The organism is Kouleothrix sp. 19917 (assembly GCF_057073505.1).
The window spans coordinates 5539397-5554192 of sequence record NZ_CP097099.1 but is presented as its reverse complement, the minus strand read 5'-3'; the positions used below and the strand labels follow the sequence as shown (position 1 = coordinate 5554192).

12 protein-coding genes are annotated in these 14796 nt (G+C 67.2%); 7 read left to right on the top strand and 5 right to left on the bottom strand.

Annotated elements, in window-relative coordinates; translation table 11 throughout:
- Positions 1–79 precede the first annotated feature (79 nt).
- From selB to M1P90_RS22410, 4 genes are all read left to right on the top strand, one after another.
- Positions 80–1942 (top strand): selenocysteine-specific translation elongation factor, encoded by a 1863-nt coding sequence (gene selB / locus M1P90_RS22425; protein WP_483697636.1) that lies wholly within the window; start codon positions 80–82, stop codon positions 1940–1942.
- A gap of 426 nt (positions 1943–2368) precedes the next feature.
- Complete coding sequence (locus M1P90_RS22420; RefSeq protein ID WP_483697635.1) at positions 2369–2632, top strand: hypothetical protein; 264 nt, start codon at positions 2369–2371, stop codon at positions 2630–2632.
- Positions 2629–2892: a hypothetical protein gene (locus M1P90_RS22415; RefSeq protein ID WP_483697634.1), complete on the top strand. Its 264-nt coding sequence runs from the start codon at positions 2629–2631 to the stop codon at positions 2890–2892. The genes M1P90_RS22420 and M1P90_RS22415 overlap by 4 nt, the downstream gene beginning before the upstream one ends.
- A 63-nt stretch (positions 2893–2955) precedes the next feature.
- Entirely contained in the window at positions 2956–4137 is a 1182-nt protein-coding gene (locus M1P90_RS22410; RefSeq protein ID WP_483697632.1) for a zinc-dependent metalloprotease, read from the top strand.
- Between the two features lie 942 nt (positions 4138–5079).
- Here M1P90_RS22410 and M1P90_RS22405 read toward each other — a convergent pair.
- A complete protein-coding gene (locus M1P90_RS22405; protein ID WP_483697631.1) occupies positions 5080–5451 on the bottom strand; it encodes a hypothetical protein in 372 nt (123 codons plus the stop codon).
- Positions 5452–5573: 122 nt separating this feature from the next.
- Here M1P90_RS22405 and M1P90_RS22400 point away from each other — a divergent pair, with 122 nt between their 5' ends.
- Positions 5574–5864, top strand: coding sequence for a hypothetical protein (locus M1P90_RS22400; RefSeq protein ID WP_483697630.1), 291 nt, complete (start codon positions 5574–5576; stop codon positions 5862–5864).
- Between the two features lie 313 nt (positions 5865–6177).
- Here M1P90_RS22400 and M1P90_RS22395 read toward each other — a convergent pair whose 3' ends face one another.
- Complete coding sequence (locus tag M1P90_RS22395) at positions 6178–8427, bottom strand: tetratricopeptide repeat protein (RefSeq protein WP_483697629.1); 2250 nt, start codon at positions 8425–8427, stop codon at positions 6178–6180.
- Between the two features lie 20 nt (positions 8428–8447).
- On the bottom strand, positions 8448–9065 hold the full coding sequence (locus tag M1P90_RS22390) for an AAA family ATPase (protein WP_483697628.1): 618 nt from the start codon (positions 9063–9065) through the stop codon (positions 8448–8450).
- Between the two features lie 1178 nt (positions 9066–10243).
- Here M1P90_RS22390 and M1P90_RS22385 point away from each other — a divergent pair.
- Complete coding sequence (locus tag M1P90_RS22385; protein ID WP_483697627.1) at positions 10244–11977, top strand: thiamine pyrophosphate-binding protein; 1734 nt, start codon at positions 10244–10246, stop codon at positions 11975–11977.
- 181 nt (positions 11978–12158) lie between these two features.
- On the opposite strand, the gene M1P90_RS22380 is transcribed toward M1P90_RS22385, so the two are convergent.
- Together M1P90_RS22380 and M1P90_RS22375 are read right to left on the bottom strand one after the other, a co-directional pair.
- Positions 12159–12674: a GNAT family N-acetyltransferase gene (locus M1P90_RS22380; RefSeq protein WP_483697626.1), complete on the bottom strand. Its 516-nt coding sequence runs from the start codon at positions 12672–12674 to the stop codon at positions 12159–12161.
- Positions 12671–13588 (bottom strand): alpha/beta fold hydrolase, encoded by a 918-nt coding sequence (locus M1P90_RS22375; protein ID WP_483697625.1) that lies wholly within the window; start codon positions 13586–13588, stop codon positions 12671–12673. The genes M1P90_RS22380 and M1P90_RS22375 overlap by 4 nt, the downstream gene beginning before the upstream one ends.
- Positions 13589–13981: 393 nt before the next feature.
- Here M1P90_RS22375 and M1P90_RS22370 point away from each other — a divergent pair, with 393 nt between their 5' ends.
- Entirely contained in the window at positions 13982–14668 is a 687-nt protein-coding gene (locus tag M1P90_RS22370; protein WP_483697623.1) for a hypothetical protein, read from the top strand.
- Positions 14669–14796 lie beyond the last annotated feature (128 nt).

Here is a 14796-nt window from a genome sequence, read left to right as displayed (position 1 = left end):
ACGCCACTTTCCGCACCCGCAACTGCATCCGATCAGAACGCTGTTCGTGGCCCGCGCGCAGCGCAAGCAAGAACGCCCAATGTATGTTATTGGCACCGCCGGCCACGTCGATCACGGCAAATCGACGCTCGTCAAAACGCTGACGGGTATCGATCCCGACCGCTGGGAAGAAGAGCGCCGCCGCGAGATGACGATCGACCTGGGCTTTGCGTGGCTGACCCTGCCGAGCGGGCGCAGTGTGAGCGTGATCGATGTGCCGGGCCACGAGCGCTTTATCAAGAACATGCTGGCCGGTGTGGGCGGGATCGACGCCGCGCTGCTGGTGGTCGCCGCCGACGAGTCGTTCATGCCGCAGACCGAGGAGCACCTGGCGATTCTCGATCTGCTGGGCGTCGAGCACGGGCTGGTGGTGCTGACCAAGGTCGATCTTGTGGACGATGAGTGGCTCGCGCTGGTGCGCGCCGAGGTGAACGAGCGCCTGGCCGGCACCAGCCTGGCGGGCGCGCCGCAGCTCGCGGTATCGGCGCGCAGCGGGCGCGGCATCCCCGAGCTGCTCGATGCGCTCGACGCGCAGCTCGACCGCACGCCCTCGCGCGCGGATCTGCACGGCGCGCCGCGCATGCCGATCGACCGCGCCTTCACGATTGGCGGATTTGGCGCGGTGGTGACGGGCACGCTGCTCGATGGCCCGCTGGCCGTGGGTGACGAGGTGGAGCTGCAGCCCAGCGGCCTGCGCGCGCGGGTACGCGGCTTGCAGACGCACCAGCAGAAAGAAGCGCAGGCGCAGCCCGGCACGCGCGTGGCGGTGAACCTGGCTGGCGTGTCGCACCACGATATTGCGCGCGGCGATATGCTGGCGCTGCCCGGCCGCATTCGCGCCACCGACCTGCTCGATGCGCGGCTGCGATTAGTTCCGGGCGCGCGGCCCATCCGCCATAACGACCGGCTCGATCTGTTTGTTGGCGCGGCCGAAACGCCCTGCCGCGTGACGCTGCTCGACGCTGATGAGCTTGCGCCGGGCGCGAGCGGCTGGGTGCAGCTGCGGCTCGACCGCCCGATTGCGGTGGCGCGCGGCGACCGCTATATTCTGCGGCTGCCTTCGCCAAGCCAGACGCTGGGCGGCGGGCGGGTGATCGACACCGCGCCGCTGCGGCACCGCCGCTTTCGGGCCGAAGTGTTGCAGGCGCTCGATGCGCTGGCGCGTGGCCGCCCGGCCGACCTGCTGCTGCGGGCGCTGAGCGACAACCTGCCGCATGCGTGGGCCGCTGCGCAGGCGGCCAGCGCGCTGCCCGCGCCACTGGCGAGCGAGGCGCTCGATGAGCTGCTGGCCGAGGAGAAGATTGTTTCGCTGCTGGAAAGTGTGGCAGCGCCGGCATTTCTGGTCACGGCGGCGGGCTGGGCCGCGCTGAGCGAGAAGCTTGTGACGGCGCTGCGTGGCTACCACCGGCGCTACCCGCTGCGCATGGGCATGCCGCGCGAAGAATTGCGCAGCCGCCTGAAGCTCGACGCCGCCGGCTTCGATGCGCTGCTGGCCGCCGCCGTGGCGCGGGGCATGGCCGCCCTGCACGAAGCCAGCGTACGCCTGCCCGAGCACACAGCCACGCCCACGCCCGAGCAGGCGCGGGTGCTGCGCCGCCAGCTCGACGCCTTTCGCGCCGCGCCATACAGCCCGCCGCCGCTCGACCTGGATGCCGAGCTGGCGGGCTGGCTGGCCGAGCAGGGCACGCTGGTGCGCGTCGCGCCGGATGTGGCCTTTCTGGCCGAAACCTATGCCGAGCTGGTAGAGTGGGTGCGCGCAACCATTGGCGCGGGCGGGAGTGTGACGGTGGCGCAGTTCCGCGATCACTTCGGCAGCAGCCGCAAATACGCGCTGGCGCTGCTCGAGCACCTCGACGAGCGCAAGATCACGCGCCGCAACGGCGACCAGCGGGTGCTGTACTAGCGCCACTGGCGCGGGGAGTGTTCTCCGCAGATTACGCAGATTACACAGATGCGCCATTCTCAAGACATCGGCGCATCTGGACCCTGCGCAGATGTTCCTATAGCGCAAAGTCAGGGCGAACGCAAAGTCAGGGCGAACGCAAAGTCAGGGCGAACGCAAAGTCAGGGCGAACGCAAGGTTAGGGCGAACGCAAGGTTAGGGCGAACGCAAGGTTAGGGCGAACGCAAAGTCAGGGCGAACGCAAGGTTAGGGCGAACGCAAGGTTAGGGCGAACGCAAAGTCAGGGCGAACGCAAAGTCAGGGCGAACGCAAGGTTAGGGCGAACGCAAAGTCAGGGCGAACGCAAAGTTAGGGCGTATCGCATACGCCCATTCAGCGAGGCAGTGCAACTTTACGGCCAAACTCATCGTCGGAAGGGAAAAGCGTATGACCGGGCAAGGCCAACGGGTCGATTACCCCGAGCTGCTGCGCGCGCTTGGGCATTTCATCCAGCGCGAGCACCTGAGCGAGATCAGCATTGTCGAGTTCGACCGCGGCTGGGTGCTCACCGGCCTGACGTTCAAAAGCACCGCGCAGGGCTTCATCCGCGTGCCGGCCGATTTTGTCATCTCGCACGACGAGGTGCGCAAGCTCATTAAGGAGCTGCAAGATTTGCGGCAGGGCGAGCAGAAACGGGGGTGGCTCGGATGAAACTCTTTCGCGGCATGCAGCGCAGCGACTACCAGGACGTGTTGCGCGTGCTGGGCTATTTTATCGACGACCATGGCTACACGGATGTGCGTATTCTCGAAACCGATGACGGGCTGGTGCTGCAAGGCCGCGTGGCCGAGCGGCGCGGCATTGGCGAGGCGAGCTACGACACATTTCTGATTACCGACGAAGATATCAAGACCATGGTGCGCGACGCGTTTACGCGCCGCGGCCAGAAACCGCCCGCATACAGCGAGTGACCGAGCGCGGCGCTGTGCGCCTTGTGGTGCCAGCCCGCGCCCGCCTTACGAAAGGACGAGATCGTGCCAACCAAATCGAATTCAAACCTGCGCCGCGTAGGTACTGTTCTGCTGCTGGGCGTTGTGGCCGGCTATGGCGTGCGCTATGTGACATCGCGCATTGCCGCGCGCCCGGCTGGCAGCGCGCCGACCGGCCTGATCGACTGGGAGCAGGCGCGCAAGTTTGCGCTGCGCGTTTCGCAGTGGGAGCAGCACAGCATCCCCGACCGCGCGCGCCGCCGCGAGCAGTATACGCGCCTGGTCGAGCAGAGCGAGCCGCTGATCGCCGAGTACCTGAAGGTGCAGCTGCCCGCGCCGATCAACCGCGTGTATGTGGTGGACCGGCGCGAGTGGCTGGAGGCAAACTTCAACTCTTTTGCCGTGGTCTTCCAGCCGATCGAGGAGCTGTACGAGCGGCTGGGCGCGCGCCAGAACAACGTCGGCGCGACGATCGGCCAGATCAACGGCAAGCTGATCGGTTCGCAGATGGGCATTCTGCTGGGCTTCCTGGCGCGGCGCGTGCTCGGCCAGTACGACTTGAGCCTGCTGTCGCCCGACCCCGAGATCCGTGGCGCGCTCTATTTCGTCGAGCCGAATATCGCGCGCGTGCAGACGCAGCTCGGCCTGAGCGACGAGGATTTCCGCCTGTGGATCGCGCTCCACGAAGTCACGCACGTGTTCGAGTTCGAGGCCTACCCGTGGGTGCGCGAGTACTTCAACGGCCTGCTGCGCCAGTTCCTCGGCTCGCTTTCCGACCAGCTTGCCACCGTGGGCGGCGGCCTGCCGCAGCTGCTGGGGCGGCTGGTGGGCGGGCGCACGGGCGGCCAGCACTGGATCGAGCGCATGCTCACGCCCGAGCAGCAGCGCATTTTCGATCAGCTCCAGGCGCTGATGTCGCTGGTGGAGGGCTACTCGAACCACATCATGAACGCGATTGGCGAGCAGCTTCTGCCGAGCTTCCGCCAGATCGAGGCGCGCGTCGAGCAGCGCCAGAGCAACAAGCCGCTGTTCGATGAGATCTTCAACCGCATCACGGGCATGGACCTGAAGATGGCGCAGTACAAGCAGGGCGAGGCCTTTGTGAATGCGGTTGCGGCGGCGCGCGGCGTGGAGTTCATTAACCGCGTGTGGGAGCGCCCCGAGCATCTGCCAACGATGGATGAGATCCGCAACCCGCAGCGCTGGATCGCGCGCATGGGTGGGTAGCGCTGCGCTTGCTTTTCTTGGCTTGTCTGGGCGGACTTGTCAGGGCGGACTTGTCTGGGCGGACTTGTCAGGGCGGACTTGTCTGGGCGGACTTGTCTGGGCGGACCTATGTGTCCGCCCTGCCGGGCTTGCTTGGGCCGCAGGGCCGCTGGCTTGCCTGCCAGCACGGCAGGTGCTTACGATGAAAGCAGTACCTGTTTCAAAGCAGCTTGCTCAGGCCGCAGGGCCGCTAGGGCTCCCGCCCCAGCACCCCGGCCAAGGGCTAGCGCCCTTGGAACCCGAATGAATGCCGGAGCAAATGAAGTGCAGTGCTGCCATGCCTCCGTTGTGCCGGTATGCTGGCAACGAACGACGAAAGAAACATTGCTTATGGAAGCCATCAATCAGGCACACGCTGCATCGCCAGATGCCAGCGCGGCCCGCAACGGAGGCATGACAGTCAGGCATTTCGCATGGTGGCGACGTTCTTTTTGGGGTCCAGGGGCGAAAGCCCCGGCGCTGGGGGTGCAGGGGGCGGGCGCCGCCCCCGCGGCCCTGCGGCCTGAGCAGACTGCTTCTCCAAAAGTACTGGTTGCTGCTTAAGCAAAAGAAATACGAGGCTGGCACAGCCCACGGTCCTGCGGCCTGAGCAGACTGCTTCTCCAAAAGTACTGGTTGCTGCTTAAGCAAAAAAAATACGGGGCGGGCGCCGCCCCCGCGGCCCTGCGGCCTGAGCAGACTGCTTCTCCAAAAGTACTGGTTGCTGCTTAAGCAAAAGAAATACGAGGCTGGCACAGCCCACGGCCCTGCGGCCTGAGCAGACTGCTTCTCCAAAAGTACTGGTTGCTGCTTAAGCAAAAGAAATACGAGGCTGGCACAGCCCACGGCCCTGCGGCCTGAGCAAACTGCGCTCGGGGCGGACACACAGGTCCGCCCACGACAAACAAAACCATCCGGGCAATTCTACGAATCTGCGCCGGACGGCGGCTTGGCCGGGCGCGCCGCCACCCGGCGCTCGGAGCGCCGCTTCATCCCCATCGCCGCCACCACATCGGAATCATCGCCAAACTGCGCGACCACCTGCGTTTTCGCGCCGATAACGGCGTTGTGGAAGGCGACCTCGGCATCCTTGGCCAGCGCGCGCTTGGCACGCAGGCTGTTCTGGGTGCGAATCTCTTCCTGGCGCGCGGCCACGGCGGCATCGCGCAGCTCGGTCAGGCGCGCAGTGCTGAAGGCGGCGTTAAACGGCGTGTAGCCGCGCAGCGCTTCGATCGCCATGAGCGCGGCGTGATCGGCAGCGAGGTCGGCCGGGCGAATCCGTCGGGTACGAGGCATTGTGTGCTTCTCCTTGAACGTAGTGGAACAGTGTGTGTCGTACGACACAGCGGCGGAGAGCCGATGCGCCGATGATAGCGCACTGCGCGGCGTTGGGCGTGAGCGATTTGCAAGCGAGAGTATTGCGATTTCGCACTACGCGCGGGGCGTTTCGCACTGCGTGCGGGGCAGTTCGCACTACGGGCGGGGCAGTTCGCACTACGGGCGGGGCATTTCGCACGCTGCGCGGGGCGTTTCGCACTACGGGCGGGGCGTTTCGCACCAGTGGCGGGGCGTTTCGCACGCTGCGCGGGGCGTTTCGCACTACGCGCGGGGCAGTTCGCACGCTGCGCGGGGCAGTTCGCACGCTGCGCGGGGCAATGCGCCGGGGCCTGTGCGGCCCCGAACCCCGCCCTTCGACAAGCTCAGGATAGACGCTAAAGGGCCGGCCGCGGCCCTCTGCACTCCCCGGCCGGGGCGTTGCCACACCCACTTCGTGGGTACCCGACCCCAAATTTTGCGTGGAATACAAGCGAAATGCTTTATTCTCATGCCTCCGTTGCGGGCCGCGCCGGCATCGGACGATAAAGGGGTAGTACAGCGTGCGAGGTGGGTAAAGTCAATTGTCGTGCGTGAACCCGTCAGGGCGAACCTGTCTGGGCGGACCTACGTGTCCGCCCCCGGTTAAAATCTGTCAGGGCGAACCCGTCAGGGCGAACCTGTCAGGGCGGACCTGTCAGGGCGGACCTACGTGTCCGCCCTACCCGCCCCACCCGCCCCACCCGCCCCCTCCGCCCCACCCGCCCCACCCGCCCCACCTGCCCCTGCAATCAGCGAATCCACTTGGGCCACAAGGTGCGTAATGCCGCGCTCGGCAAACAGCGCGCGGGCGCGTTGCAAATAAGGCAGCGCCTCGGCGTTGCGCCCGCGATCGAGCAGCGCAATGCCATAGTTGCCCAGGTCGGCGGCTTCGCTGTATACGTCGCTAATGGCGCGGCGCAGCGCCAGCGCCGCTTCCAGCAGCTCCTGCGAGCGCGGCGGGTCGGCGTCGATCATGAGCCGGCTGTGCGCGGCCAGCACGTTGGCTTCGCCAAGGCGGTCGCCCACGGCGCGGAAGAGGGCGAGGGCTTGCTGGTAGCTGTCGAGCGCGGCGTCAGTCTGCTTGCGAAACTGGAGCAGGTCGCCGAGTGCCTGAAGCACGTTGGCTTCGCCAAGGCGGTCGCCCACGGCGCGGAAGAGGGCGAGGGCTTGCTGGTAGCTGTCGAGCGCGGCGTCAGTCTGCTTGCGAAACTGGAGCAGGTCGCCGAGTGCCTGAAGCACGTTGGCTTCGCCAAGGCGGTCGCCCACGGCGCGGAAGAGGGCGAGGGCTTGCTGGTAGCTGTCGAGCGCGGCGTCAGTCTGCTTGCGAAACTGGAGCAGGTCGCCGAGTGCCTGAAGCACGTAGGCTTCGCCAAGGCGGTCGCCCACGGCGCGGAAGAGGGCGAGGGCTTGCTGGTAGCTGTCGAGCGCGGCGTCACGCTCATCTCGAAACTGGAGCAGGTCGCCGAGTGCCTTTAGCACGTTGGCTTCGCCAAGTTTAGCGCCCACGGCGCGGAAGAGGGCGAGGGCTTGCTGGTAGCTGTCGAGCGCGGCGTCAGTCTGCTTGCGAAACTGGAGCAGGTCGCCGAGTGCCTTTAGCACGTAGGCTTCGCCAAGTTTAGCGCCCACGGCGCGGAAGAGGGCGAGGGCTTGCTGGTAGCTGTCGAGCGCGGCGTCAGTTTGCTTGCGAAACTGGAGCAGGTCGCCGAGTGCCTGAAGCACGTAGGCTTCGCCAAGGCGGTCGCCCACGGCGCGGAAGAGGGCGAGGGCTTGCTGGTAGCTGTCGAGCGCGGCGTCAGTCTGCTTGCGAAACTGGAGCAGGTCGCCGAGTGCCTTTAGCACGTAGGCTTCGCCAAGGCGGTCGCCCACGGCGCGGAAGAGGGCGAGGGCTTGCTGGTAGCTGTCGAGCGCGGCGTCACGCTCATCTCGAAACTGGAGCAGGTCGCCGAGTGCCTGAAGCACGTTGGCTTCGCCACGCTGATCCTGGCAGCGCTGCGCGGCTGCCCGCGCCCGTTCCAGCCAGTCGCGCACTTCATCGGTTGCCCAGGCGGAAATAACCGTCCAGTAGTTTTGCAAATTCCCGGTCGCCTGCGCGCTCAGGCTCGTGCCGTCGTCGCGCTGCTCGCTGGCATAGCCCCAATCGAGCACGCGCCGCAGGTTTGGCATTTCCAGCGTCAGCAGCGCCCGCCCGCCTGGGATATCGCCCGCAATGATCTGGTCGTTGGCTGTGTCCACCAGCGCGTGAAAAAAGATCAGCGCGGCCGGGGCAATCTGCGCAAAGGCTTCAGGCGGCTGTTTAGCTTCGGCATAGCGCCGCGCCGGCTCGGGCAGCGCAAAGCGCCCGCCGTCGGCTTCGTCGCGCCATTCGGCCATGGAGTGCATGCGCAGCGTTTCCAGCGCGCCGAGGCTGTCTTCACCCAATATCGCGCGCGCCGCTGCCCGGCTCAGGCCGGCCGGGAACAGCGCCAGCAGCGGCAGTGCACTCTGGGCGGTGGCGGGCAGCGCCCGGAAGGAAAGATCGAGCGTGGCTGCCAGGCTGCTTGTGCGGTCTTCGTCGTCGCCGGGGTAGCGCAGCGTGCCGTGCGGGTTGGCTTCCAGCGCGTGGCGCAGCTCGGCCAGGCCGCAGCGCGTGCGTTCCAGGTAGGTGGCGGCCAGGCGGATGGGGAAGGGGTAGCCATCCAGAAAGCCAAGCAGCGCCTGGAGGTCGGCCTGGTTCCACGCGCCCCATTCGCCGGGCGGCGGGGCATAGGCACGAAAGGCGGCCAGCGCATCTTCGGGCGCAAGCCGGCGCAGCTCGTAGGGCTGGTGCGTCACCTGGCCCGGCAGCGCGCGCCGGCCGGTTGCCAGCAGGCGCAGGCCGCGCTGGCCCAGCAGGGCGCGCAGCAAGCCCGCCAGCCCGGCAGCATCCGCTTCGCGCAAATCATCAAGGTCATCCAGGATCAGCAGCGCCTGCCAGTCGCGCAGCGCCGCCGCCAGCGCGCCACGATTGCGCCGGCTTCAGGCGGCAGGCCCAGCGCCAGCGCAATCGTGGCGCGTGCCTGTGCCGCCGTGCTCACGCTGCGCAGCTCGGCCAGCCACACGCCCTCGGGCCAGCGGCTGCGCTCGTGCTGCCAGCGGCCGGCCGCCTCGGCCAGCGCAGTTTTGCCCATGCCGCCTGGGCCGCTCAGGGCCACACAGCGGCGCCTGGGGTCGCGCAGCATGCGCGCAATCGCCTGTAGCTCGCGCCGCCGGCCGGCAAAAGGGTCGGCTGCCACCGGGGCGAGGTTGGTGCGCTGCCATGTGTGCGCTGGTGCACGCACCGTGCCGGGCGGCGTGGCGGCTGCCGCTGGCTGTTGCGGTGCCGCGCCCTCGGCCGCATCGAGCCGCCCGGCAATCGCGGCCACGGTGGCCTCGTCGGGCTGCGCGGCCAGCAGCGCCAGCTCGCGCTCGATCGCATCGATCTGCGTGATAATATGGGGCGGCGCATATAGCTCGCCAAACCCGGCGCGCTGCTGCTGCAGCACATCCAGGCGCGCTCGGAGTTGCGCGGCGATTGCTGCGGCGGAACCTGGGGCCATGCGTTGCTCTCCTGTTGGGCGGGCGCGGGGCGTGCGGGCATTGTACACTGCTTCGCGCACTTCTTGCATAATGAACGCGCGTGGGGCGATTTTTCGCAGGTGGGTTTGTGTGCTCGGGCCGCAGGGCCGGGGCTTGCCTGCCAGCACGGCATGGGCTTGCGATGAAAGCAGTACCTATTTCAAAGCAGCTTGCTCAGGCCGCAGGGCCGCTAGGGCTCCCGCCCCAGCACCCCGGCCAAGGGCTAGCGCCCTTGGAACCCGAATGAATGCCGGAGCAAATGAAGTGCAGTGCTGCCATGCCTCCGTTGTGCCGGTATGCTGGCAACGGACGACGAAAGAAACATTGTTTATGGAAGCCATCAATCTGGCACACACTGCATCGCCAGATGCCGGCGCGGCCCGCAACGGAGGCATGACAATCAGGCGTTTCGTATGCCGGCCACGTTCTTTTTGGGGTTCGGGGCAGCGCCCCGACGCCGGGTGCCGGGGCGGCGCGAGCCCCGGCGGCCTTGCGGCCCGAGCAAACTGCATATCGGGCTGGCACTGCCTGACACATTCAGATGCCAGCGCAGCCCGCAACGGAGGCATGACAACCTAATGTTGTCGCAGGTAACCACATCAAATTCGGGGTCTGGGGCGACAGCCACAGCGCCGGGGGCGGGTACCCACAAAGTGGGTGGGGGCGGGCGCCGCCCCCGCGGCCCTGCGGCCTGAGCAGACTGCCTTATTCGCAGGTACTGCCTGACACATTCAAATGCCAGCGCAGCCCGCAACGGAGGCATGACAACCTAATGTTGTCGCAGGTAACCACATCAAATTCGGGGTCTGGGGCGACAGCCACAGCGCCGGGGGTGCAGGGGGCGGGCGCCGCCCCCGCGGCCCTGCGGCCTGAGCAGACTACGTAACGGGCTGGCACGGCCTGACACATTCAGATGCCAGCGCAGCCCGCAACGGAGGCATGACAGCGCAGCGCCGTCGCAGATAACCACATCAAATTCGGGGTTCGGGGCAGCGCCCCGACGCCGGGTGCCGGGGCGGCGCGAGCCCCGGCGGCCCTGCGGCCCGAGCAAACAGCATATCGGGCTGGTACAGCCGTAGGGGGGCGGACACACAGGTCCGCCCAGACACGCAGAGCGCGAGGGCGCGCAGCCCTCGCAGAGAAACCGAAGGAGCAAGCAATGCACGGCGGCGACATCATCGCGGGCGTCCTGGCGGCGCAGGGCGCGCAATTCCTCTTCACTCTCTGCGGCGGCCACATCTCGCCCATCCTCAGCGGCTGCAAGGCGCGCGGCATCCGCGTGGTCGACACGCGCCACGAGGCCACCGCCGTCTTCGCCGCCGACGCCGTTGCGCGCCTGACGGGCCGCCCGGGCGTGGCAGCCGTCACGGCGGGGCCGGGCCTCACTAACACCATCACCGCCGTCAAAAACGCCCAGGTCGCCCAGTCGCCGGTGGTGCTGCTGGGCGGCGCGGCGCCAACCGTGCTGAAAGGGCGCGGCGCGCTGCAAGACATCGACCAGCTCGCCCTGATGCGCCCGCACGTTAAGTGGGCGGCGGCCGTGCGCCGCGTGCGCGACCTCGCGCCGGCCGTGGAGCGCGCCTACCACGAGGCGCAGTCGGGCGTGCCCGGCCCGGTCTTCGTCGAATGCCCGATCGACCTGCTCTACGACGAAGCCACCGTGCGCCAGCTCTACGGCGCGGCCGGCGGCGGGCGCACCCTGGCCGATCGCGCCCTCAAGCTCTATCTGCGCGCGCGGGTCGGGCGCATCTTCGCCGGGGCCGATCGCGTGGAATTTGCGGGAGAAATAGCGCCATCGCCGCCCGAGCCGGATGCCGCCACGATTGCGCGGGTGGCCGAGCGAATGCGCGCCGCAGAACGCCCGGTTGTGCTGGTCGGTAGCCAGGCATTAGCGCACGCGCCCGCAGCGCCTGCGCTGGCCCGCGCCCTCGAACAGATCGGCGCGCCCGTCTATCTTTCCGGCATGGCGCGCGGCCTGCTCGGGGCCGAGCACCGTTTGCAGCTGCGCCACAAGCGCCGCGATGCCCTGCGCGCCGCCGACTTCGTGCTGCTCGCCGGTGTGCCGTGCGACTTCCGGCTCGACTACGGGCGGCAAATCCGCCGCAGCGCCTGCCTGGTCTCCGCCAATCGCAGCGCCCGCGACATGCGGCTCAATCGCCGGCCCACGGTCGGCGCGCAAACCGACCCGGCGCGCTTCCTGCACGGTCTGGCAGGCGCGCTCGGCGCGGGCACGCACGCTGCAGCCTGGGGTGGCTGGCTTGCCGGTCTGCGCGCCCGCGACGACGCCCGCGAGGCCGAGATCGCCGCGCAGGCGCAAACGCCCACCGCGCACGTCAACCCGCTGCACCTGTGCCGCAGCGTCGAGGCGGCGCACGCCCCCGGCGCAATCGTCGTCGGCGACGGCGGCGACTTCGTGGGCACGGCGTCGTACATTGTGCGGCCGGGCGGCCCGCTCCAGTGGCTCGATCCGGGCGCGTTCGGCACGCTGGGTGTGGGCGCGGGCTTTGCGCTGGGCGCGAAGCTGGTGCATCCCGAGGCAGAAGTGTGGGCGCTGTTTGGCGACGGCGCGCTCGGCTACAGCATGATCGAGTTCGACACCTTTGCGCGCCACGGTGTGCCAATCATCGCCGTGGTGGGCAACGACGCCGGCTGGACGCAAATCGCCCGCGAGCAGGTCGAAATCCTGCACGACGATGTTGGCACCGTGCTCGCCCACACCGACTACCACGCCGCCGCGAGTGGGCTGGGCGCGGCCGGCCTCCTCCTCGACGACCCCGAGCTAGCCGAGGAAACGCTGGCCCGCGCGCGCGAGATCGCCGCCACCGGCAAGCCCGTGCTGGTCAACGCCCTGCTTGGCAACACAGGCTTCCGCAAAGGCTCAATTTCCATGTAGGGAGTGCTGAGGATTCAGTTTGCAATCAGTAGTTGGCAGTAGCCTGTATACCCAAAACCTTCGCGCCCTTTGCGCCTTTGCGGTGCAAATATTAGTCGTCGGCCGTCAGTCGTCAGTCGTCTCCCAAACCTCTGTGCCTCTGTGGTAAATCTTACCGTTGTGGGCCGTCTGTCGTCGTTCGTCAGTCGTCGTTCCCCCGCGCCTCATTCCACAGCGACTCCCACGGCTCGGGTTGTGGATTGAGCGCCTGCCACATCAGCACGCCGCCCGCGCCGTCGGGGCCAAGCTCGGCAAAGCCGCACGACGCATACAGGCGCGCAGCCGCCACGTTGCCCGTGTTGTAGCTGATCGCGACTTCTTTTGCCTGCGGGTGCGCGCGGAACAGCGCCAGCAGCTGGTTCAGCGCAGCGCGCCCGTAGCCACGCCCCTGCTGTCGGTGATCGACCATCAGGCGCATAATAAAGAAGCGGTCGAAGGCCGGGCTGGTGTTGTACATCGCCATGCCCACCGGCGCGTCGCCCGCGTAAATCGCCAGCGGCACAATCCGCAGGTGCGCCAGCTCGCCGCCGAAGCCATACTGCGCCTCCAGCAGCGAGTGCGCATTTGGCGCGACCCACGCGCTTTGCTCCGCGCCTACCTCCAGTTCCACTACGTCGCGCCAGTTCTCAGCAGTGACGGCTTGCAGCGTAATGCTCATGCGCGCACCTCCGCAAGTGCGGGCTGCAAGAAAGCGCGCAGCCGCCGCCCGTGCGCGGCCGGGTCGTCGAGCCAGGGCAGGTGCCCGGCGTGCGCGAACAGGTGCAGCTCGGCCTTGGTCTGGGCCGCTGCCGTTCGCCGCGCCACCTCCGCGCCGCCAAACGGATCATTTTCGCCCCACAGGTAGAGCGTCGGCATGGCAAGCTGGCCGAGCAGCTCGGGGCCGTAGCGGTAGTCGCGCCCGTGCCGCGCAATGTTGCGGTTCAGGCCATTCTCATTGCGCAGCGTGTCGGTATGGCGCAGCAGTGCGTCGCGCCACTGGAGCACGCCCTCGGCAATCGTCCCATTGTCGATGCTGTGGGCGTGGCCAATGTGCCGAAACGCCGCGCGCGACGGCGGGTTTGTGCCAAACAGCAAGCCCAGCACCGTGCTCATCAGGTTGTAGGCCGGCACATGGAAGCCGTTCACAAAGGCCGGGCAGCCTTCCTGCACCAGCCGCCGCACGCGCGCGGGGTGGGCCTGCGCGAAGAAAAATGCCAGCGCCCCGCCCAGCGAGCTAGCCACCACGTCGGCCTGTTCCAGCCCTAGCGCATCGAGCGTTTGCGCAAGCAATTCTGCACCAAACGCGCGCACATCGCGGCCCCGGTAATCGACTGGCGCGCTCAGCCCGCAGCCGGGCCGGTCGAGCAGCAGGCAGCGCGTGCCCGCCAGCTGCGCCACCAGCGGTGCCCACTTTGGCGCGGCGTTCGGGCTGCCGTGCACAAACAGCACCGGCTCGCCCGTGCCAATTTCCAGCACGCGCACGGTGGTGTTCAGGCCCGGCAGGCGCAGAAAATGCTCGGTTGGCGCGAGATGGTACTGCTGCCACAGGCGTGCCTCGGCGGCGCGGTAGGCAGCCAGCGACGAATCGTTCATGAAATTGCCTTCTCAATACGAACAATGGCGCAGCAGCGCGCCGCTGATGATACAGACGAAAGAACGCTGTGCGTGGATACACGAATACGAAAATAGAACCGAGAACCAGGAACCGCAGCGCCACGTGAGGGTTTAGGGTCTGGGGTTTTGGGATTGAGCCTGCAATCTACAACCTGTAAACCTGCAACTTGCCAACCCTCAAAAACTCCGTGCCTCTGTGTCTCTGTGGTGAATCCTTCCGCTGTCGGCCGGCCTGTCCTGAGCTTGTCGAAGGGTCGCCCGCCACATTACAGAATCGCTACAGCCACGCTACGCGAGCGATCAATCGCGTAACGGCGGCTGTGCTATGCTCGGTTTCCGTTCAGCAATTGTATGCCCGCCACAGGAGCCGAGATGAAATTGTATTGCCCCACCTGCGGGAGCGCCATTCCCGCCGCCGACATGAACCTTGAAAGCATGGTTGCCAAGTGCGCCGCCTGCAACGCCGTATTCCGCTTCGACGGCGAGCTTGCGCCGGCCGCGCCGCGCGAGGAGCTGCCCGTGCCGCTGCCCAATGGCGTGGTAATGGAGCAGAATGGCAGCGAGCTGCAGATCACGCGGCGCTGGCTGAGCGCCAAGTTCTTCTTTCTGGTGTTCTTTTGCCTGGTATGGGATGGCTTTCTGGTGGTGTGGTTCGGCATCGCGCTCGCCAGCAAAATCTGGATGATGGCGGCCTTTGCCACCGGCCACGCGCTGATCGGCCTGTTCCTGAGCTACTACACCGTCGCCGGCTTCCTCAACCGCACGCGCATTGGCGTCAGCCACGCGCAGATCGCGGTGCGCCACGGCCCGCTGCCCTGGTGGGGCAACAAGCAGCTCGAAACCTCGGATGTCGCGCAACTGTACTGCAAGGAAACCATCACGCGCAGCCGCGGCACCACCAATGCCTCCTTCTCGCTTCACGCAATGCTGCGCAGCGGCGGCGAACAGAAGCTGCTGGCCGACCTCGACAACTCCGAGCAGGCGCTGTACTTCGAGCAGGAGATCGAGCGCTACCTGGGCATTACGAACGTGCCGGTGCGCGGCGAGATGGCGCGATGAGCCATTCGCATATTGTTGCAGGGCAGAGTATAATCGGGCGCATCCCGGTTGCGGCCCGCCGTGTGGTGTCGTATGTGTTCCGTTTGCGGAACCCGCTGCCACGGCGCGCCCAGCTATCGCCCGATCTG

Bases quoted from the DNA above. Each gene is read 5' to 3' on its own strand.
- M1P90_RS22375 (WP_483697625.1), bottom strand. From the start codon at position 13,588: ATGAACGATTCGTCGCTGGCTGCCTACCGCGCCGCCGAGGCACGCCTG.
- M1P90_RS22370 (WP_483697623.1), top strand. From the start codon at position 13,982: ATGAAATTGTATTGCCCCACCTGCGGGAGCGCCATTCCCGCCGCCGAC.
- M1P90_RS22405 (WP_483697631.1), bottom strand. From the start codon at position 5,451: ATGCCTCGTACCCGACGGATTCGCCCGGCCGACCTCGCTGCCGATCAC.
- M1P90_RS22390 (WP_483697628.1), bottom strand. From the start codon at position 9,065: ATGGCCCCAGGTTCCGCCGCAGCAATCGCCGCGCAACTCCGAGCGCGC.
- M1P90_RS22385 (WP_483697627.1), top strand. From the start codon at position 10,244: ATGCACGGCGGCGACATCATCGCGGGCGTCCTGGCGGCGCAGGGCGCG.
- M1P90_RS22415 (WP_483697634.1), top strand. From the start codon at position 2,629: ATGAAACTCTTTCGCGGCATGCAGCGCAGCGACTACCAGGACGTGTTG.
- selB (WP_483697636.1), top strand. From the start codon at position 80: ATGTATGTTATTGGCACCGCCGGCCACGTCGATCACGGCAAATCGACG.
- M1P90_RS22420 (WP_483697635.1), top strand. From the start codon at position 2,369: ATGACCGGGCAAGGCCAACGGGTCGATTACCCCGAGCTGCTGCGCGCG.
- M1P90_RS22380 (WP_483697626.1), bottom strand. From the start codon at position 12,674: ATGAGCATTACGCTGCAAGCCGTCACTGCTGAGAACTGGCGCGACGTA.